The 20,768-nt window shown below is 40.7% G+C and carries 20 protein-coding genes; 19 read left to right on the top strand and 1 reads right to left on the bottom strand.

Translation table 11 applies throughout. The features are described 5' to 3' along the window. The first annotated feature begins 9 nt into the window (after positions 1-9). The 16 genes from BQ9856_RS15145 (at position 10) to BQ9856_RS15065 (ending at position 16,222) form a co-directional block, all read left to right on the top strand. A complete protein-coding gene (locus tag BQ9856_RS15145; protein ID WP_077611780.1) occupies positions 10-1,653 on the top strand; it encodes a glycoside hydrolase family 43 protein in 1,644 nt (547 codons plus the stop codon). Between the two features lie 420 nt (positions 1,654-2,073). Continuing rightward, complete coding sequence (locus tag BQ9856_RS15140; RefSeq protein ID WP_077611779.1) at positions 2,074-2,403, top strand: DUF4280 domain-containing protein; 330 nt, start codon at positions 2,074-2,076, stop codon at positions 2,401-2,403. 20 nt (positions 2,404-2,423) lie between these two features. Continuing rightward, entirely contained in the window at positions 2,424-3,824 is a 1,401-nt protein-coding gene (locus BQ9856_RS15135) for a contractile injection system protein, VgrG/Pvc8 family (RefSeq protein WP_077611778.1), read from the top strand. Between the two features lie 15 nt (positions 3,825-3,839). Further along, on the top strand, positions 3,840-4,367 hold the full coding sequence (locus BQ9856_RS15130) for a hypothetical protein (protein ID WP_077611777.1): 528 nt from the start codon (positions 3,840-3,842) through the stop codon (positions 4,365-4,367). Beyond that, entirely contained in the window at positions 4,348-5,703 is a 1,356-nt protein-coding gene (locus tag BQ9856_RS15125) for a hypothetical protein (RefSeq protein ID WP_139348714.1), read from the top strand. Before BQ9856_RS15130 ends, BQ9856_RS15125 begins: the two co-directional genes overlap by 20 nt. An 8-nt stretch (positions 5,704-5,711) precedes the next feature. Further along, on the top strand, positions 5,712-6,326 hold the full coding sequence (locus tag BQ9856_RS15120; protein WP_139348713.1) for a hypothetical protein: 615 nt from the start codon (positions 5,712-5,714) through the stop codon (positions 6,324-6,326). A 26-nt stretch (positions 6,327-6,352) separates the two neighbouring features. Next, a complete protein-coding gene (locus tag BQ9856_RS15115; protein WP_077611774.1) occupies positions 6,353-6,616 on the top strand; it encodes a zinc-ribbon domain-containing protein in 264 nt (87 codons plus the stop codon). A gap of 12 nt (positions 6,617-6,628) precedes the next feature. After that, on the top strand, positions 6,629-7,747 hold the full coding sequence (locus BQ9856_RS15110) for a pentapeptide repeat-containing protein (RefSeq protein ID WP_077611773.1): 1,119 nt from the start codon (positions 6,629-6,631) through the stop codon (positions 7,745-7,747). An 18-nt stretch (positions 7,748-7,765) separates the two neighbouring features. Continuing rightward, on the top strand, positions 7,766-9,394 hold the full coding sequence (locus BQ9856_RS15105; protein ID WP_077611772.1) for a hypothetical protein: 1,629 nt from the start codon (positions 7,766-7,768) through the stop codon (positions 9,392-9,394). 10 nt (positions 9,395-9,404) lie between these two features. Next, positions 9,405-9,914 carry a DUF2247 family protein gene (locus tag BQ9856_RS15100; protein WP_077611771.1) on the top strand — a complete coding sequence of 170 codons (510 nt, stop codon included), beginning with the start codon at positions 9,405-9,407 and terminating at the stop codon, positions 9,912-9,914. A gap of 313 nt (positions 9,915-10,227) precedes the next feature. Continuing rightward, the gene (locus BQ9856_RS15095; protein ID WP_077611770.1) at positions 10,228-10,575 is read left to right on the top strand and encodes a hypothetical protein; all 348 of its coding nucleotides are present in this window, start codon (positions 10,228-10,230) and stop codon (positions 10,573-10,575) included. A 290-nt stretch (positions 10,576-10,865) separates the two neighbouring features. Further along, positions 10,866-12,092, top strand: coding sequence for an IS110 family transposase (locus BQ9856_RS15085; protein ID WP_077611768.1), 1,227 nt, complete (start codon positions 10,866-10,868; stop codon positions 12,090-12,092). A gap of 30 nt (positions 12,093-12,122) precedes the next feature. Beyond that, the gene (locus BQ9856_RS15080; protein WP_442855591.1) at positions 12,123-12,515 is read left to right on the top strand and encodes a TreTu family toxin; all 393 of its coding nucleotides are present in this window, start codon (positions 12,123-12,125) and stop codon (positions 12,513-12,515) included. A 3-nt stretch (positions 12,516-12,518) separates the two neighbouring features. Then, a complete protein-coding gene (locus BQ9856_RS15075) occupies positions 12,519-13,088 on the top strand; it encodes a hypothetical protein (RefSeq protein ID WP_077611766.1) in 570 nt (189 codons plus the stop codon). Positions 13,089-14,131: 1,043 nt separating this feature from the next. Then, positions 14,132-14,536: a hypothetical protein gene (locus BQ9856_RS24340; RefSeq protein ID WP_077611765.1), complete on the top strand. Its 405-nt coding sequence runs from the start codon at positions 14,132-14,134 to the stop codon at positions 14,534-14,536. A 750-nt stretch (positions 14,537-15,286) separates the two neighbouring features. Continuing rightward, positions 15,287-16,222: a metallophosphoesterase gene (locus tag BQ9856_RS15065; protein ID WP_077611764.1), complete on the top strand. Its 936-nt coding sequence runs from the start codon at positions 15,287-15,289 to the stop codon at positions 16,220-16,222. Positions 16,223-16,348: 126 nt separating this feature from the next. On the opposite strand, the gene BQ9856_RS15060 is transcribed toward BQ9856_RS15065, so the two are convergent. Beyond that, positions 16,349-17,179, bottom strand: coding sequence for a histidinol-phosphatase HisJ family protein (locus BQ9856_RS15060; protein WP_077611763.1), 831 nt, complete (start codon positions 17,177-17,179; stop codon positions 16,349-16,351). A 120-nt stretch (positions 17,180-17,299) separates the two neighbouring features. On the opposite strand from BQ9856_RS15060, the gene BQ9856_RS15055 reads away from it, so the two are divergent. The 3 genes from BQ9856_RS15055 to BQ9856_RS15045 all read left to right on the top strand — a co-directional run bounded on the left by BQ9856_RS15055 (position 17,300) and on the right by BQ9856_RS15045 (position 20,522). Then, entirely contained in the window at positions 17,300-18,196 is an 897-nt protein-coding gene (locus BQ9856_RS15055; protein WP_159442008.1) for a helix-turn-helix transcriptional regulator, read from the top strand. Positions 18,197-18,486: 290 nt separating this feature from the next. Beyond that, positions 18,487-19,197 (top strand): sigma factor, encoded by a 711-nt coding sequence (locus tag BQ9856_RS15050; protein WP_159442007.1) that lies wholly within the window; start codon positions 18,487-18,489, stop codon positions 19,195-19,197. Next, entirely contained in the window at positions 19,194-20,522 is a 1,329-nt protein-coding gene (locus tag BQ9856_RS15045; RefSeq protein ID WP_077611760.1) for an anti-sigma-I factor RsgI family protein, read from the top strand. Before BQ9856_RS15050 ends, BQ9856_RS15045 begins: the two co-directional genes overlap by 4 nt. The last annotated feature ends 246 nt before the right edge of the window (positions 20,523-20,768 follow it).

The raw sequence follows: 20,768 nt of genomic DNA, 5'->3' as shown, positions 1-20,768 counted from the left end.
GAGTGCAAAATGATAAAAAATCCGATTATACCGGGATTTAACCCGGATCCGTGTATCTGCCGGAAAGGAGAGGACTATTATCTGGCAGTATCGTCTTTTGAATGGTTTCCGGGAATCCCTGTTTATCATTCAAAGGATTTGAAAAACTGGGAATTGTATACCCATGTGCTGACCGATGATAAGAAGGTCGACTTAAAGAAGCTTCCGTCAGCAAAGGGGATCTGGGCACCGTGCCTGACCTATTGCGGGGAAGAAGATTTATTTTATGTTATTTACGGCATCATGAATTCCATGAATGCCCGTTACTTTGATGTTGATAATTATCTGATTACTGCAAAGGACATAAAAGGTCCGTGGAGTGAGCCGGTGTATCTGCATTCTTCCGGTTTTGACGCCTCCATTCTGCATGACAATGGCAGAAAATATGTGGTATCCCTGGAATGGGAAACAAGGGAAGGCTATGAGAAACCGGGAGCCATCTGCATGGTTGAGTACGATCCGGCAAAAAAAGAAATCACCGGATATCCCAAACGCATCTGGAATGGCGGAACAGACCGGGGCTGTATGGAAGCTCCTCATTTATATAAGAGAGGGGAATATTATTATATCCTGTGTGCGGAAGGCGGTACGGGCTACAACCATTGTGTGACCGTGGGACGCTCGAAACAGGTGTGGGGGCCGTATGAAGGCGATCCTGCAAACCCGATTGTTACATCGGTACCGGGAATCTCCTTCGAACGCCACGATCCGGACCATTTAAAGCCGAAATATTATAATCCCCAATCCATACTGCAGAAATCCGGTCATGGGAGCCTGGTGGAAACACATGCCGGAGAGACCTATCTGGTACATTTGTGTGCCCGCCCCTTTGTACCGGAGCTGCGCTGTACCCTTGGAAGGGAGACTGCCATCCAGAAGATGAAGTGGACAGAAGATCACTGGCTTCGTATGACCGGCGGAACCAATCTGGCGGAGCTTCTGGTTGAGGAAAGCAGCCTGCCGGAAGCGCCGGTGCCTAAGATCCCTGATTTTGATGATTTTAATGGGGAAGAGCTGGGGCTGCAGTATTATTCCCCAAGGATCATGCCCCAGCGTTTTGCAGATTTAAAGGCCCGCCCCGGCTATGTAAGGATCCGCGGACAGGAATCCAGAACCTCTTTAAATCAGGTAAGCATACTGGCGAGAAAGCTGACCTCCGTGTATGCGGCGGTGACGGCCAAAATGGAATTTAAACCGGAGGTGCATCAGCATAGTGCCGGTTTGATCCTGTATTATGATAACATGAATTATATCAACTTGAGAAAATACTATAGCGAGACCCTGGGACAAAGCGCACTCTCCATCATTCATTTGGAAAATGGAGAGAAGACGGAATTTCTGAACACCAGAATACCGGTTAAGGACTGTCCGGTTTACTTAAAATTAAGCATAGAAGGACGCCGGTCTTATTTTTCCTGGTGCTATGATGGAGAAAATTATGAAAGAATTGGAAAAATCTTCGATACAACGAAATTTTCCGATGAATACTGTAAATTTGGAGAATTCACAGGTACCATGGTAGGAATCACCTGCGCAGACAGGGTAAGGCACCGGCATTATGCTGACTTTGACTTCTTTGAATATGTGGCGGATGAGAGCAGAGGGGTAGATTAAAGAGCAGGGGGACAGAAAGATATAAGGAAAAAACAGGCGTGAACGTTGGCTTACAGAGATTGTAAGGCAATACCACGCCTGTTTTAATGTGCATTTTTATTCTGCTGAGCAGCCATTCCGCCCAATTGTGGGAAAGGCAGGAACTTACAAGGTATTGTGGTTTTACCTTCCAGTTTCAAATGGACTAAAAATAACAAAATATTACCTAAAGTTACATATAAACGGTTATTTTTTACATGTTAGGTTTTTTCGTCGGATTTTGATGTATATTGTTCTTGAAGCTGAGTACGCACGTTTGCCATGGATCTGACATTATCCGCCCTATTAAGGGGCTTTTTTCAGTTGTGGAAAAAGTGTTTTATTTGTACTTTATAGAACCTTTTAGGTTTAAAAAATAATTTTATAGAGAGGTGTTGGAAAATGAGTGAAAAAGTACAGGTTGTTGAAGGGTGTCCGCTTACATGCTCCATGGGCAGCAGTGAGTGCAGCCTTAAGGTGCCCGCCTGCCACGGGGCTTGTATCGGGGGAAAGAATCAGGCTACTGTTATGGACTATAAACCGGGGATTAATATAACTTCCTTTGGGATATGCAAGAGGATGACGCCGCCCCAGCCATGTGTTCCGGTGGTTCTCATCCCATGGCTGATTGAGGATAAGAACTATAAGATCAATGGGGAACCGGTATTGTTTAACACCAGCGTTCTGTCTTGTGTGTGCGGAGGAATCATCCGTATCAGCCGGCCGCGTTAAGGCCAGAAGGGAGGAAGAGGATGGGGAAAGAAGGAAGCAGGCAGATTAAAACAAGTTTGGAAATGATCTCTGAAATCACAGACTTTTCTCTGACAGAAGAATTAAATGAACATGGACGATGTGTTATAAAAGGAATTATCGCCGATGGAAGTGAAGACAAGCTGGTTCTGGAAAAGCGGAATGGAAGCCGGGTCAGGGTCTTTCTGGATGATGGAACCGCTATATTTGCAGGTATGATGGATGAAATATCGGTATTCCTTGACGGAGATTTGTATAAAGCGGAGATCAAGCTGGTGTCTGCCTCTTATTTGATGGATATTGAAAGAAAATCCGGGTCATTCCAGAATGCGCAGCAGACTTATCAGGAAATTTTAAATAAGCTTGCGGCGGAATATGACGGCGGGGATATTCTGGATTATTGTTCAAGAGAGAAAACCACCGGCAGCCTGATCGTACAGTATGAAGAAACAGACTGGGAGTTTTTGAAACGCCTTGCTTCTCATTTTCATGCAGGTATCATGCCGGATACCCAGTTTGAAAATCCGAAAATCTATTTTGGACTGAGAGCAGGCACTGCTGCCGATGAAATCAGCAGTTATGCTTATACTGCAGAAAAGAATCTATCCAGTTACAAACAATATACTGCTGAAGGACATGCCGGTTTTACGGAGACGGATGCTGTCAGCTTCCAGGTAACATCCGGACAATATTACAAGCCTGGTTCCATTGTTGCATTTCGCGGAATGCAGCTGTATATCGGAAAGCTGGAGGCAAAGAAGGAGCACGGGGAGGTTGTGTTCCGGTACAGGCTTTATACGGAAAAAGGATTGGAGCGGCCGCGCCTTTATGCAGAAAGGCTGACAGGTGTGTCCATCGGAGCAAAGGTCGTGGAAGCGGTAAAGGATAAAGTGAGGGTCAGGCTGGACATTGACAGCCGGAAACCAGAGAGCGAATGCGCCTGGGAGTTCCCATATCAGACCATGTATACGGCAGGAGATGAGGGAGGCTGGTACTGTATGCCTGAGCCGGAGGATACCGTATCCATTTATTTCCCGGGTAAAAAAGAAGAGGACGCAGTAGCAGAAAATTCTTCAAGAACCGGAAAAAACAGGGATGAAGCGGTAGACGACCCTGCCATCAAATATTTCCGGACCATTGACGGGAAGGAGATCCGTTTTACCAGGGAGGCGGTGATCATCACCTGTAATGACGGAACCATCATTTCTTTGGATGAGAATGACGGCATCTCCATTGAAAGTGAGAAAGGGATCACATTAAGCAGCAGAACAGGAATCAATATCGATGCAGAAGAGTCCATTGAATTTTATGCTTCAGACCGGATCCGGCTGCACTGCAAAAAAAGCCAGATTCAGATGGACACCATGATAGACATCTCAGGACCGGATGTGAGGATCAATTAAACAGGAGGAGCTGGAATGGAATATTTTATCATGCTGCCGGATGAAAGGATTTCCCTTTACAAAAGTCTGGATTATTCCATACCGGGCTTTCAGGAAAAGGAACCTTTTGTAGTCTTTGGGGATTTTGACGAAGATGACCGGTATCCCGATTTTTTTTATGGAAAATCCCTTTTTAATTATTATTTTTGCGTAACGGACCAGTTAAAGGATATTTTAGATGTTTATTCATCTAATATTCAGACCATTCCGTTCTTTCTGACGGATAAGGCTTACCGGTCGCAAATCGTCTGCTGGCGGATCGACTGCCCGGTGGAAGACTGCCTTTTGACGGAAGCCTGGGAGAAGGAACACGACCTGACTCTACGGTCTCTTCCGGAACAAAATCCTTACCTGTTCCGTGTTGTCAGAGAAAAGGCGCAGTATATCATCGTTTCATTGGAACTGGCGGAAAATATATTGAGAAGGCAATTATACGGGATTCGTTTTATACCGGTGAAGAAAGGATGGGAGGAAGCCGATGTCAGTGAGTACGATAATCCATAGCACTATACGTCTGGAAATGCCGTTTGCCATGAAAAGCATTACAAAGCTGGAAATCGTTCAGAGACTGAATGAACATTCCTGGGCGCAGCTTGAGGGAACCATACGGGATGAAGATGTGAATACCTGCAGCTATTTAAGCTGGAAGGAGAATTTTACCATAAAGCACAGAGATAGCCAGGCGGATCAGATCCTTTTTTCCGGCATACCGGTAAACATAAAGGTTACCTGCGGAGAACAGGCCCATGTTTCCATCCGGCTCTGCAGCTATTCCATGATCATGGAATATGAAAAAAAGACCAGAAGCTTTCAACGGAAGGACAGGACTTATGCTGCACTGCTAAAAGAACTGGTACAGGGAAACGGAGGGGATATCATTGATTATGCTTCTGCCTCTGCTGCCTATGATGCCCCGCTTATCCAATATGAGGAAACCGACTGGGAGTTTTTAAAGCGGGTTTCCTCTTACATAGGGGCTTCTGTTTATCCAGCCGCGACAGGAAGTTCATTACAGATATATATTGGCTTTGGAAGCAATAAAAACAGGATCTCCCGGACATCTGACCGGGAGATGAAAAAAAGCATCCGGGAATACAGAAATTTCAGAAACATCAGTTCTGCTCCATCAGAGTCAGATTTTATATCCTGTTATACAGCGGGGGGCTGGGACTGCAGGCTTGGAGATCAGATATCGTGTGATGGGCAGGAATATCGGGTAACAGAAATTCATGATTCCTTAAAGAACGGACTGCTGTCCAGACGGTGCCTGCTGCAGATAGAATCAGGCATCTGCAGGAAGAAAGAGTATCAGGAGAAAATAAAGGGTGCATCCCTTTCCGGGGTGATACGGGAGGTAAAAGCGGACCGCATCCGGCTTCGGCTGGATGTGGATGGGAAAGTCCAGGGAGAAAAGCTTCACTGGTACCCTTGGCACAGAAATGACTGGTTTTGTATGCCTGAGACCGGAAGCAAGGCAATGCTGTATATCCCGGAAGGAGATGAGGGTCAGGCTTATGTCACGGATATCATTCGTACCGACGGGGAAAAGAATCCTCTAAGCCAGAACCCGGAGAGGAAATGCTTTGTTACAGAAAGCAGAAAGGGAATGGAGGTATCGCCTCAGTCAATTTCCTTCCGGGCGGCTGGGAAGAAACTGTCCGTTCAGTTATCAGACAGTTCCGGCGTAAAAATAAGAAGCTCCTGCGGGATTCACATTTATGCGGGCGAAATGTTTCTGTGCAGAAGCAGGAATCTGAAAATAGAGAGCGGGGAACGGATTGTACTGTCTACAGGAAAGACCAGCATCGTAATCGATGATCTGGTGCAGATAAAAGGATAATTACAGGTATGGAGAAAACAATGGGTGAAATTTATGCAGAAGAGATCATGAAAAAAATAAGGAACGAGGAGAAGACGGTCCGGAAAGAGGACTGGTTTCATATAGAAAATGACGTAAACCGGGGATATGTGGTGGTGAAATATGAAAAGCTGGAGTTGGAGGAAAAAGCTCTTCTTGGTGGGCGTTTGACCATGCTTCTCCCTAAGTGTTTTAAAGAGATGGATGAGGGCCTGATCATGGCCAAATACCCTGATCCGGACCGGCCTGAATGGATCTACAGCAATGAAACAGGAGATGTGGCCATAACCTTTCATTTGGAAGAGGGGGAGGTTCTGCCGGAGGATGTGGATAAGATTCGGGATATCATGGCAGGAGAGATGAAACGTCTTTATCCGGCTGCTGACATTGAGGGAAAGGAAACCGATGGGGAAGGGGAGGAAGCGGTCAGCCGGTTCTCTTTGGATATTCCCCTGATCGATGAAACCTGCTGTCATACCATGTTTTTCCGGTGCATGCGTGAAGGTTTATTAATGGGTACTTTTGACTACAGCAGGCACGAGAAGAAACAGTGGCAGCAGATTCTGGTCCAGCTTTTGGGTACCTTGAAGGAACAGGAAGTCTGATTCTATGAGAAACAGGAGCAATTAAAATGATCATTTGGAGATATGGAGAAGTTTCAAAAAATAAAAAGGGAGGAGTATTGCAGAAACGGTGCGAACATTGCAATACAATTTCTGAATGGCAGCTAAGTAAAAATACCACCTGGCTGACCTTATGCTTCATACCGGTAATCCCCTGCCGTGTGACCTATCGTGTTGTATGTTCCAATTGCGGCAGTTACATAGAGATACCAAAAGAAAAGTTTCAGGTAATAAATAAACTGTTCAGAGAAGACAAAGTACCGGGGACATGACGGGAGGCGGCAATGGGGAAGAAAGAGTTTCTGCTTTTTCAGGATAAGGATATAAAACCATGCGTAAAAGAAATCCTGGAGGAGGCGGAAGGGATTTTTCAGGATACAAAGGATGAGTTCCGAATGCGGTTTGTCCGGGAATTTTCCAGCATGTGTGAAAAAATGAAAAAGAACGGGGATGAAATGAAACCGGGTTATTTTATGTACCATCTTCTCCGAACCGATCTGGTTCGCGGTATTTACCGCTGCCCTGTGATAGTTTATGACCGGAACTGGTACTTTCACAAGGGTATCAGAGCCGGGGAATTGGAAACCGGAAAATTATTTTGTCTTTATGGAAAGCTTTGGAACAATCTGTCACAGAGAGCAAAGCGGTACGTTGGACATGTAAAGATGCCGGAAGTGGATAGGGTGATGCAGGAAATGGTTACGGTCTTTTACCGGTATTTAAAGGAAATGATTCTCTATTCTGTATCGGAAGCAACGGAAACGGAATCTTACCGGACCATGAAGAAGGAAGAGGATTTTCAGATAAGGCTGGGAGAATATCTGGAACCGGGTGATCTGGTATATCAGGAGCAGCCGGTGAAGGATATAGAGGAAGTGAAAAAATGGCTGGCTAAGAATGAGAAGGAAGCCTATTGTTTTGAAGATTTTAAGGGATTGGATTTAAGCAGTCTTATGCTGCAAAATCATGATTTCCGTTATACGGATTTCAGAGGAGCTGCACTGGAAAAAACAAATTTCAGTTTAAGCCTTCTCATAGGAGCCAGTTTCCGAAACTGCCATATGAAGGAAGTGAATCTGGCAGGAAGCCTGTTCCATAACGCAGACTTTACGGGAGCGGACTTAGAGGGGGCAGACCTTTCCTATGGATTGACTTATCAGGGGAAGGGGCCTGCGGATACGTGGAGAAACGAAGGTTATACGGGAAGCAGCTTCCGAAACAGTAATTTACAAGGGGCGTGTTTTAAAAGGGGAGTATACGACGGTGCAGATTTTCGTGGAGCCAGACTGGTTGGAAGTGATTTTACGGAAGCGGCTTTGTATGGAAGCCGGTTTACACGAAAACAGGCAGAGGAAGCGAAACTTGGCAGAGAACAGCTTGAACAGATTCATATGACGGTGTAGAATGGAGGTGGTGGAGGCATGCTGGAAAAACTGAAGAAAAAGGCAGCGGCAGCGTTGCCGAAAGTGGTAAAGGCAGCAGAAACGGTTGGAAAAGAAATCGGAAATAAGACAATAGAACTTACCAGACGGGCGGTGGGAAAGCTGACAGAAAGCCCGGCGCAGAAACTGCTTGGAAAAGCAGCGGCAGCAGTTCCCTCTTATGTCAAGAAAGCCGGTAATTTCGCGTTAAAGACAGTGGCAGCGGTTCCGAAGGTGGTAGAGGCAGCAAAGAAAGAGACAGTCAGAGAAATTCAGGATTCAAAAACTCAGTTGGCAGAATTTACAAAGCTTGTAAGCAGTGGAGCAAAAACAGTCATTTTTCCGGGTTCACCGGAAAATAAGACGGAGCTAAGTGAAAAGAATCAAAGGATTCGGGAAAAGTATTTGTTGGAAACCCAAAGATATCATGAGGAGGTGGAGCGGGGGAAAACGCAAAACGGAGCATTGCGTTATTATACATGTACAAGTGAACCGGTTTTTAACGGATTGTATTATCTTTTGCAATTGAGGAAAGCGGTGGTGGAGGAATATCCAATTCTTGCATTGAGGGCTAATAAATATAGAAAAGACAAGGAATTATTAAAATTGAATATGGATCAGGTAGGGAATGAAATTTATGACTTAAATATACCGCTTGTTTCAGACTACGTAGGGGCCTTCACAATGTCCAGTCATTACAAGGAGAACGGAAACCTGACGCCCGTGGATGGAACTTTGAATCAAGTACTTAAATTTATGGATACTGTGGGCGTTAATATGATAAGCTTAAATAAGCCGGCATTGATCCCTATAAGTGCTTTAATGAAGCTCACTAATCACAAGGAGAATGAAAACGAGGCGTCCAAGTGGGGCGCCTTGCATCGTGGATTTATAATCGACGGAGCGGCGAAAGATGTAGATGGTATAATCAGTATGCGGTATGATCCGTTTGGAACAGCTGAAGGCTTTATAAATATTTTGAAAGAGCCGGTGAAAAGTCTGTCAGCTATGTATAATGGTGTAACTGGTTATGTGAATGACAAGATAATCCATGGAAGCCCCGAAGATCGAGCTGAATTTAAGGGAGCGCTGCTGTATGAAATAGCCTCATACATAGCAATTATGGAGTTAAGTAAGTCTGCCGAAGTCTCCAAAGTGGCGAAAGATACAACAATGTCTGAGGGAGTAACAAGTAAAACCGGGGTGTCTATTAATAATAATGAAGTGGTGATTGATAATATTGATGATGCTGGGAAGGCGGCAATGAGTGGCTCTGGGGCTGAAAAAGGTTTATTCTCTGAGGGGGCGGGGCAAGTTGCTAAGGGTGGTTCAAATACTATTGAAATTAATAATCCTGTACTTGATAATATTAGAAGTGGTAGTGCTTTAAAGGAAGATTCACTACATGCGTTTAATGATATTATAGATAATTATGCAGGTCAAGCAACAGAATTTCCGCTAGTTGGTGGAGACGGTGTAGAACGTTCTCTTTATCAAATTGAAGGATCTCTAAATGGAAAAAATGGAATATTTGAATGGATTGTAGATCCAGATCCTGTAAAAGGAGTAACACACCGCAGGTTCATAGAAGGTGTACGAATAACTGGAAAGCCTAATGCTAGACCATAGGAGGTAAGAATTGTATAATATAGAGATATTTGAGGATGCTAATATTTTATTAGACTGGTATACTATCTATTATGGTATAAAGAATAATTATTTAAAAAATGAAATAGCTAATCAGTTTGTGATTAGAAAACTAGAGGAGGGTAAAGAAGTTTCTCAAGAAGAACTTGAATTATCATGGAGGCTGGACAATAAATATGAAATATTAACTAAAATAGAAAAGTTGCCCAATATTAATATGAATGAAAAAATGTCACTAGAGATTGTCAGAAATAAAATTTGTGTAGCAATTCTTATCTATTTAAGGAAAAATGAAAATGTTTTTGAAAACTTAATGCAAAAGATAGAAATGATTTATGCAGATTTTGATTATCCAAGCGACATGGAAAATTTTATTTCTTATATGCCTATTACAGATAATTATATACCTGTAGAACATACAAAGGAAGAAAATGAAAATAGATTGTTAGCTAATTTAGATTCCTTTATAAATGAGAAATTAAAAGAAATAAAGAAGAGTTGAAATTGATATTAAGTTAAAAGAATATATGTTAATAAATATTGTGACCGAGGGCGATCTATTACAGTTTGATAGAGGTTTGATCCCTAAATTCTTATGTATGGGAGTTCTCAGTAAGTGCGACCCCGGTTAAGACACTAATGCTAGGAAGTTGCCCTAATGAAAAAAACTCTCAGCCCGCATTGCGGGCTGATGTTATCAGAGCCGGGGGAGTTTTTGCCCTTGGCTCTTTAACCTGCATCATTTTTGACCCCATGGTTCATCCCTATTTTTGGAACAAAATAAGGCGAGAATTTTCCAGTTCAGGAATTTATAAATGGTTGCGATTGTGCGACTTGAGGGATATGAAAAACTGGTCTATATGCGACATTTTTCTGAAAAAGCAACCGGAAGACGAACAGGAGGCAATAGCAATCCAAACAGTTATCAGGTGCAATGGGAAAGACCTATGTTTTTCAAATTTGCCCAACAAGGCTTTTTATCGCTTGAATGGCATACATGTTCTACCATCGGTTTTAAAGGTCACACAGGGGTAATATCTTGCGACACAGAGCTAAATGAGAACGGGACATCAATTCTTAACTGCCATTGGCTAAAAGATAACTGCCTACCCCCATGGTTCATGGTGAACTATGGGATTTACAGAAAATTGGTTCTATGGTAAAATGGGGCTGCCGGGGGTTACAGGGGGTAAAAATACCTTTTCTGTAGCTCCCTTTTCTGTTCTTTTTTCTGTCGTTCCGTCTCCCGATAATAAATTCAGAAATGACTTGCAATCTATTTGATACAGAGTTAACATCAACAACCAATAAAAGAAATAACTTGTCCTTCCGCCCATTGGTTTGTTGTAGATTGGCTGTCGCCCCCTTGCGGACTCTTGAAGAGTTAACGCTGTCATCTGAGGTTGCCGGTACAGGAACTGATCGGTTGGAAACAAGATCTGGAGGGAGAGAATTGCAAAAAAGAGAAAATCTGCTTTATGTAGGGATTGACCTGCATAAGGAAACACATACCGCAGTGATGGTAAATTGCTGGAATGAGAAGTTAGAGGTAGTAGTGATAGAAAACAAGCCCAGTGATTTTAAAAAACTGGCAGAAAAGGTAAATAGAAAATCCAATCATCTTGGTCTTGAACCTATTTACGGATTGGAGAATGCATACGGCTATGGCAGAAGCTTAGCTGTCTGGCTGATTGAAAATGGTTACATCGTGAAAGATATCAATCCTGCTCTGGCTTATGACCAGAGAAAAAGCGCACCCATGCTCCGTAAAAACGATGAGTATGATGCGTATTGTGTGGCAACGGTTCTGATTAACCAACTGCACACTTTGCCAGATGCAAAGCCCAAAGATAACGAATGGACACTGGTTCAATTAGTAAATCGGAGAGATTTACTGGTCAAAGACGGAATTCGATTTAAGAACGGACTCCATGAGCAGATATCCATGGCATATCCCAGTTACAGTAAATTTTTTAGTGAGATAGATGGGAAATGTGCCATGTACTTTTGGAAAATCTACCCATCCCCTGTCCATTTACAGGAAAAGACGGCAGAAGAACTAACAATTGAATTCAAAGAGATATCTCCAATTATCAGAAAAGATAAAGCGGTAATGATTCTGGACTGTATCCAGCACGATGGAAATACCTTTCGTGAATATCAGGAATCCAGAGATTTTATTACAACAAGTCTGGTACGTGACTTGGAACATCAGAAAGAAGAATTAGCAGGGCTTGATCAAGAAATCGAAAAAATCCTACTTAGTTTTGATTATAAACTGACCAGTATGCCGGGAATTGGAACTTCCATAGCCAGTAAACTGATTGCAGAAATCGGAGATATCCGAAGATTTCCCAGTGCAGATAAGCTGGCAAGATTTGCAGGAGTTGCTCCTGTAAAGTTCAGTTCCGCCGGGAAAGGTAAGGAACAAAGTTCCAGGCAGGGAAACCGCCAGTTGCATGGACTGTTTTATTTCCTGGCGGTAACAATGGTTTCCAAACCAAAGAACGGAATACCCAATCATCCGTTATTTTATGACTATTACATGCGAAAAATCGGCGAAGGGAAGACAGAGTCTCAGGCACTGGTCTGCATTATGCGTCGTTTGGTAAACATAGTTTACGGAATGATGAAAAATAAGACAGAATATCGGGAACCGATTCGAGAAGAAGAACAGTAATTTTTCTATTTAAAAGCACAAAGACGTGCTATAATTTTTTTAATCCAATATGAATATTTACCGTTCGTCGCATACCTCAGTACTCCACCTGAGGGGGCGGGTGACACAAGAGTTGGAAGGTGGATGTCACAAGCGGAATATGATAAAATGGTTGAAACTGGTCGTATACAGATGTCGGGAGATAATAAAGTTCATGTTGCAAATCCTGCGGATATAGAGGCATTTGGAAAACAAGCGCCAAAAGGATCGCTATATGTTGAATTTGATGTATCTAGCAATACGATATCTCCCGGTGGAACAGATGGGTGGGGAATTATTAATGGTCCAGGCTCTTTATTAGATAGACTAAATGCTAAAAAAGGTTTGCCACGAATAACAGAAATGCCCCAAGTCACAAATATAGAGATTAAAGGGAGTAAATAAAATATGAGCAACTATACTTATGAACAAATTAAAAAAACTGTATTGGAATGGAGTCAAAATGATATATCAAAGGAACTAGCTAGAGATGATTTAATTGAAATAACCAAAAATGAAGATGAAGTACTATTAATTGATTTAACATTTGATTATTGTTTGGCTCAGATTGTGGTATCAAAACCAATTTTTGCACCCTATCAATATGTATCATTTGAGGCTATGACATTAGAATCTAAAAAAGCACAGGAAACCGGGAAGCCGGAAATGGTTTACTTTTTCTACGATTCAGCTGAAATGTTGGAAAATAAGGTTTTAGATGAATTGAGTTTTGGTGTCAAACTTTGCTCTGAATACTTACCAGACCAGTTAAGCCAAATATATCTTAATAAAAACGGTCTATTGACCATAATAAATGAAGATTTATGTCATGTAATGCATCCGGATGATATCAAAAAATATGACGAAAAATTGTTAGCTGGCAATTTTGTTTGTACTGATATAGAATCTCAATATTTGGTTGTTAAAAGCAATTTGATTACGCTAAGAGTTTTACCACAAGTCTTTAATATTAAATAAGACTTAGAATTATGAGGCTGAAACTAGAGTTAATTGTTTGTAATTTAAATGTGCACAGTAGTTTTAGATATTCCTGAACTACTGTGCTTTTGTACTATAGGCTATTTAAAATCTCATCATTTTGATTCAAGCCATAAATAAGTATGGTTTTTATGGGGTCGTTATTGACTCTGTAAATCTTTTGCATGAATGGGCGTTCCCTGCAAGTACGACCCCGGCTACGACCCCAATGCCCAATATCCGACCCCGGTGAAAAAATCCTCTCAGCCCGCATTGCGGGTTGATGTTAGCCGAGTCGGGGAAGTTTTTGACCCCGGCTCTTTAACCTGCATCATTTTAATTACCATGGTTCACCTCTGTTTTAGTAGGAAAATAGAGTGAAAATCATCTGGTGTTAAATTTTAAAAATGGTTGCGATTGTGCGACTTTGAGAATATGAGAATCCGGCCTATATGCGACATTTTTCTGAAAAAACAACAGGATGACGAACAGGAGGCAACAGCAATCCAAACATTTATCAGGTACAAAGTAAGAAAGTCATCCTTTTTTATTTGCCCTACAAGGCTTTTTAATTGCTTGAATGGCATACATGTTCCACCATCAGTTTTAAAGGCCACACAGGGGCTATATTTTGCGACACAAGGCTAACCGGGAATTGGATACCGATTCTACATTGCCAGAAGTGAAAGATAACTGACTACCCCCATGGTTCATGGTGAACCATGGGATTTACAGGAAATTGATTCTATGGTAAACTGGAGCTGCCGGGGGTTACAGGGGGAGAAATACTCTTTCTTTAATTCCCTTTTTCATTCTTTTTTCTGTTGTTTCTTCTCCTGAAAATAAAACCAGAAATGACTTGCAATCCATTTGATACAGAGTTAACATCAACAACCAATAAAAGAAATAACTTGTTCTTCCACCTATTGGTTTGTTGTAGATTGGCTGTCGTCCCCTTGCGGACTCAATAAGAGTTAACGCTGTCATCTGAGGTTGCCAGTACGGGAACTGATAGGTTGGAAACAAGATCTGGAGGGAGAGAATTGCAGAGAAGAGAAAATCTGCTTTATGTGGGGATAGACCTGCATAAGGAAAGTCATACCGCTGTGATGGTGAACTGCTGGAATGAAAAGTACATGAAAAAAATAGTTATAAAGTTAGAGTATAAATGTTATCCAATGTGGATCTATGATAATAAATCTGTAGATAATCATTTGGTTGAAGAATTAATTAATGATAAAGTCATAGATAATAAATTAATGGATATTCAAAATAAATATGACGCTTTATTTATTGATGATGGGATTGAATTTTCTTTTAAAGGTTTTGCAAGTATTGAAGAAAAGATAATGTTTCAAAAACAAGTGAATGATGCTATAACATATGTAAAAGATAAAACAGGTGGTAAATATATCGTTGAAGATGGAATAAATTATGATGAACTCTAAAGAATGACGATAAATTATGAGGTATACCTGCACTGACACCTTAGAAAGCCTTGAATTTGGCTGATTTCAGAGTTGTTACAGCCACCTGAGGGGTGACTTTTGCCTTATTGACAGCCACCTGGTAAAAAAGAAGTGTTTTGACCAGAAATCCTTAAGCAGTCGGCATTGCCGGCTGCTGTGAATTGGCAGGAGCGTCGTAAGGTGCACCTGCCTTTAACCAGCATCATTTTAATTATCATGGTTCACCCTGTTTTGTTGTGCCATGTATTTCTGGGAGACATACCCGTCCCCTATACATTTGCTGGGAAAGACGGCAGACGAATTAACCGATGAATTTAAAGTAATATCTCCAATCATCAGAAAAGATAAAGCGGAATTAATTCTGGATTATGTCCAGAATGACGGAAATACCATAAGAGAATATCACTTTTGAAATTGGCGGGGTGGGGCTTTTTATTACCCAGATGGCATACTTGTTCCACCATCGGTTTACAAGACCGCAAAGGGGGATTTGTTATAGTAAAACTTTAATTGTTATATGCATACCTCGGAAGCCAGCAGACGTAAAAATCTACTGGCCTTTTTCTATACCCATAAATAAGCTCTTGCGCTCACAATTTTTCATACGGCCCCGTAACGGGGGACATTCTACTCTATTGAAAGCAAATTTTATGATATCCATACCAGTATAAAACAGTAAATAAGGTTAAATACTATTCTATAAAGGAAAAATTAATATATGGAGGCAGAATGAAAACTGAAAAACGGCTGACGAGAGCCTTTAAAAATGCCGATACGGTATCCTTTGATAAAAGCTCAAAATATATTTTCTTTAGTGATTGTCATAGAGGCGATGACAGTGTATCCGATGAATTTATACGGAATCAGAACATATTTTTGCATGCACTGAATTATTATTATAAAGAAGGCTATGTTTATGTTGAAGCAGGCGATGGCGATGAACTTTGGGAGTACAAGAATTTCAGTGTGATCCGGCTGGCTCACACCGATGTGTTTACCGTAATGAAAAAATTCTATGATGCGGACCGCTTTATCATGCTATATGGCAATCATAATATTTATTTAAAATCAAAGCGTTTTGTAAAAGAAAACTATTATCAATACTACGATGAATATAATCAAAAAAAGGTTGAACTGTTCAAAGGTTTAGAACCTAAGGAAGCCTTAGTCCTTAAATATAAGAATAGTAAGCAGAAGATCCTTGTGCTCCATGGTCACCAGGGTGACATTATGAACGATCAGCTCTGGTTTCTGTCCATGTTATTGCTCCGCTATTTTTGGAGATACCTGCATCTTGTTGGCTTCGATAATCCTACAAGCCCTGCCCGTAATTTATTTAAAAGGCATAAAGTAGAAAAGGTATACGATGAATGGATAGAAAGGCATAAAATGATGCTGATCTGCGGTCATACCCACAGACCCAAATACCCCAAAGCAGATGATCTTCCATATTTTAATACAGGGTGCTGCATTCGAACCCGCGGAATAACCGGCATTGAGATAATAAATGGTGAAATTTTAATGGTTGACTGGAGAATAGCTTCAGATGAAAACGGCAATCTGCGTGTTCTGCGTACTGTTGTCAGAGGTCCGAACCCCATTGAAAAATATGACAGAAAAAATAATCCCTATTCCAAACCTTGTAAAACATATGATGATGAATAAGAATTTAACCTTATCAAGGAAGTCCCCCCGCTTCTTAAAGCGGGGGTCCAAACTCCTGCGGAAATACCGCGAAGTGGTAATAAGGTTATGCATTCTATCACTGTATAAAGACAAAACATATTTATACTAAATATCATGAAACACAGGCTTCATTCTTTCGTAAGTGCAAAAACTATGAAATCCCAAATCCCGCAGTATCTCTTTTGTTTCTTGTATATATGCGCCTAAATGCTCTGGCTTATGGCTATCGCTGCCTATCGTAATTATTTTTCCTCCAAGATCACGGTATAATTTCATTATATCCCTGGAAGGTGTCATATCCCTTAAGCCATACCTATGGGATGAAGTATTTACTTCAATCCCTTTTCCGTCTTCTATGACAATCTTCAAAATTTTCTCAACATACGGTTTCACCTTCTCAAATGGATATATCCCAGCTTTGTCATAGCGCACGATCAAATCCATATGACCGAGTACACTGTAATTCTTATAATTTTTTACCAAATTAAGCATTTCCTTATAGTATCGCTCGTTGCACTCCTGCTGTGTCCTGTCTTTTTGAAAATCCTGTGTCCAGAACTCCTTATCCTCCACCTGATGAACAGAAAGTATAATAAAATCAAAAGGGTACCTTTGAAAGAGCTTTTCATACTGTTCCATTGTATGCATCTGCATTCCAAATTCCATTCCCATTTTAATTGAAATCCGATCTCCATATAAATATTGTAATTCCCTGATGCTCGCTTCATACATAGGATAATTTACGTTTGCAAGCGGCTCTTCGCCCCGATATTGGATTTCCTTCCCCGAATCCCAGTCAAGCTTTATGCCATAATCCACATGATCTGTAAAACAAATTTCATCCATATTCATGGCAATCGCATCCTTTACCACATCTTCCATTGGATAAATTGAGTCATCGCTAAATTCCGTATGCACATGATAATCTGCCAGCATTCTTCTCACCTCAAATCTCATATATTTTATGTAATTCTATCACAATTTTCTTTATTTATCTTCCATTATATTGTATTATTATATATCAATCTTCCATTTTCAGTATTAAAGGAGGCTTTTATGAAACCATGTTCTACACTCAACAGCGATTTATCCGAAAATGTGGCATATAACAATCCATCATTTCAAGTCTATGCAAGACGTGGTCTGTTATCCTCATATCCTAATTACTCTGCCATGAGTCACTGGCATGACGATTTAGAATTTATTGTTATCCTGGACGGAAGTATGACTTATAATGTGAATGGTGAATTGATTGAACTTACAAAAGGAAATGGTATTTTTGTCAATAGCCGCAATCTGCACTATGGTTTTTCAGAAGTTCATAATCAATGCGATTTTTTATGTGTACTATTACACCCTTCTCTCCTGCATGTGACCGATGATTTTTACAGTCGGTATGTGGAGCATATTTTATACGATAAAAATCATCCCTATATGCTGCTGAACAGTGATATATCCTGGCAAAGTCATTGTTTGGCACTGATTGCGGACATATATCAAAACATAGAAAAAGAATTGGCACCTTTTATGATAATGCGCCATTTCCTTGAAATTTTTGAGTATTTATTTTCTTATGTGTCACCTGATACACCAATAGACAGTACAAGCACTTCGGACCTTACCCCTTTAAAAAGCATGCTTCGCTACATACAGGGCAATTATCAGAATAAAATTACCTTAGTTGAAATTGCAAACTCTGGTTCCTGCTGCAAAAGTAAATGCGCTGCTTTTTTCAAGAAATACTTAAAAGAGTCTCCCATTACCTACCTGACCAGGTACAGGCTAAGTCAGAGCCTTAATTATTTAAACGCTACCGATAAGACTGTAACAGAAATTGCTTATGATTGCGGTTTTGGTGGTGCCAGTTATTATTGTGAAATATTTAACAAATATTACGGGATGACTCCGCTTGAATATAGGAGAAAACAACAACTTTCCTCCGCTTATAAATAAATTTCCTCTATTGCATAAACGAAGGGCGGTTCACTGAAATGCCAAAACTGCTTTTTCGTTTCCCAATCATTGATTCTAACCGAAAGAATTTATGGGGTATAGTAAAATCGGGGGAATTTGAAATTTTATTATTAAAATTAGCAGGTACCCCAAAAAAATTAATAAATTTACCGAATTAAAATATATAGTATAAAAAATATAAATCATCGGACCGATAGAGGGTATAAAAGGATATACAAGCAAAATTGGATAACAATGAAATCGTATAAGGAGGTATTGTCCTGAGAGAATTGGATTATCTGGCTTTGGAAGCAGCCCGGAATGAAAATACATTAAACCGTTTTATCGAACAGCATGAAACGGTCATTTTAAATATAGCATCAAAGGTTACGGGTCATTACATAACAAAGAGCGATGACGAGTGGTCGATTGCCTTAAGCGCTTTTGTCCAGGCAGTGAGTGATTATGATTTAACAAAAGGCAGTTTTTTTAGGTTTGCAAAATTAGTAGTACAAAGACGGTTAATTGACTATATCAGACAGCAGTATAAATACAAACAGGAGATAAGTGTGAATCCGATTGTATTTGATTTGGATTCGGATGAGGAAGAGGACAATCATATCCAATATGCAGTTACCAAAAAATCAATGGAGTCTCAAAAACAGGAAAGCCTTGCTTTTGAGATCAATGCGGTAAATGAAATTTTAAAGGAATATGGTTTTACCTTTTTTGATTTAACAAAATGTTCTCCCAAAGCGGCAAAAACAAAATCAGCCTGCGGGAAAATCATTCTCTTCTGCCTTGAGGATCCTGTGGCTATAAGTGTACTGAAAATCACGAAATTATTACCCGTAAAAATACTTGAAAAAAACACAAAAGTACCCCGGAAAATAATAGAGCGCCATCGAAAATATATAATAGCAGCCATAGTGATACTATCCGGAGAGTATCCAGAACTTGCAGAATATCTGCGACATATCAGGGAGGAGATGAGGCAATGAAATCAGTTGTAGTTGAAATAAAAGGGCGATTTGCAGCAGTACTGTCTGATGATGGCAGCATAAAAAAAATAAAAAATAAAAATTATGCGGTAGGTCAGGAGATTCAAATAACAGAAACAGTTTCCCCTGGTAAGATACCTGGCTTACTGATCCGACAAAGGGAAGATGGGATAAAAATGAAAAACTTAAAAAAATCAGTATTATGTACGGTGTGTGTGGCGGTCATGTTATTATGTTCCGGTGTAGGAGTATGGGCCTATGAAACTCCTTATTCCTATGTCAGTCTTGATGTGAATCCTTCTATTGAATACACATTGAACCGTTTTAAACGGGTAATCAGGGTTTATGCAGTAAACGATGACGGACAGGCCATATTAAATGAGATCGGTATTTCGGATTTAAATCATAAATCCATTGAAGATGCAATCATGGCAACGGTACGGCAGATCTCAAAAAAGGGTTATTTCACAGGGGGTAACGCCAGCCCGGTTACTGCCACAGCAAGTGAAGCGGCGGAGGACAGTCATACCGGGGAAGCTCCGGCTAATGATTCTGTAAAATATATGGCTGGAGGCATTGTTATTACAGTTTCAAGCGGTAATGCAGAATTGGCCGATGAATTTGTTATTGAAATACGTGAGGCGGTCAGTGAATTTGTAAATGAAAATGTTGAAGTTGAGGTTTCGAGTGTCGGATTAGAGCGGGTCGAAGAAGCAAGGGAGCTGGGAGTAACACCTGGAAAGCTGAATCTGGTTAAGAAGCTGAGAGCAGGTGCCAGTGATCCGGAAAGTATAGTAATTGAGGAGTGGCTTAATAAACCTGTAAAAGACATTATGAAAGAAATAAAAAAGAATAGAAAAGCAGCAGATACGGATCATTCCGAAATCCCATATGATAAAGCGACCGATTCTTCTGCAAAAGCCAAGGAACCGGCAGATGTCAGCACCCTTTCCGGCAAAGATGATGAAAGCACCGGTAAAACAAAGAAGGAAAAAGCCCCGGAGAAAGGCCAGGAAAAATCGGACAGTGCGGATAAAACCAACGGGAGTGCAAAGCCTGATTCGGAGATAAAAGTGCAGAACAAGGTAGAAAAGGGAGTGGAAAAGGCAGAATCCAAGGCTGAAAAAGCAGAAGCAAAAGAACAGTCAATGAATGAAAAAGAGAAGGAAAATGCCATAACAGAAACTCCGAGAAGTACCGAAAGTTCTGGGAAAGAGAGTAATGATAAAACTGGAAATAATAAAAATAATTCCGGCGCGGGAAAAGAAAAGCAGGAGTCATCCGTTAAAAAATCAAATTCGGGTAATTCAAAAAAAGATTCTTAAAAAAAGAATTTGAAATAAAAAATAATATATGCAAAGTAAGGATCCGGTAGACATAAATCTGCCGGATCCTTTTTTGCTTCCAATAAAATATTTGCTTATATCAGAGCGTAAAGTGCAAATTTTGGAACTCAAAGTGTATAATTTTGGCACTTGGGTTGAAATTTGTCAAATTTGAGTATATGCTGGAAGCGTTAGTAATAAAAAGGAATATTTTGCAGAAATTGCAGTAAAAGCTGTGATGCATGC

Source organism: Clostridium sp. Marseille-P2415 (genome assembly GCF_900155545.1).
GTDB lineage: Bacteria > Bacillota > Clostridia > Lachnospirales > Lachnospiraceae > Lacrimispora.
Note: the sequence above shows the minus strand (reverse complement) of the source record. Positions and strands in the feature narration are given on the sequence as shown.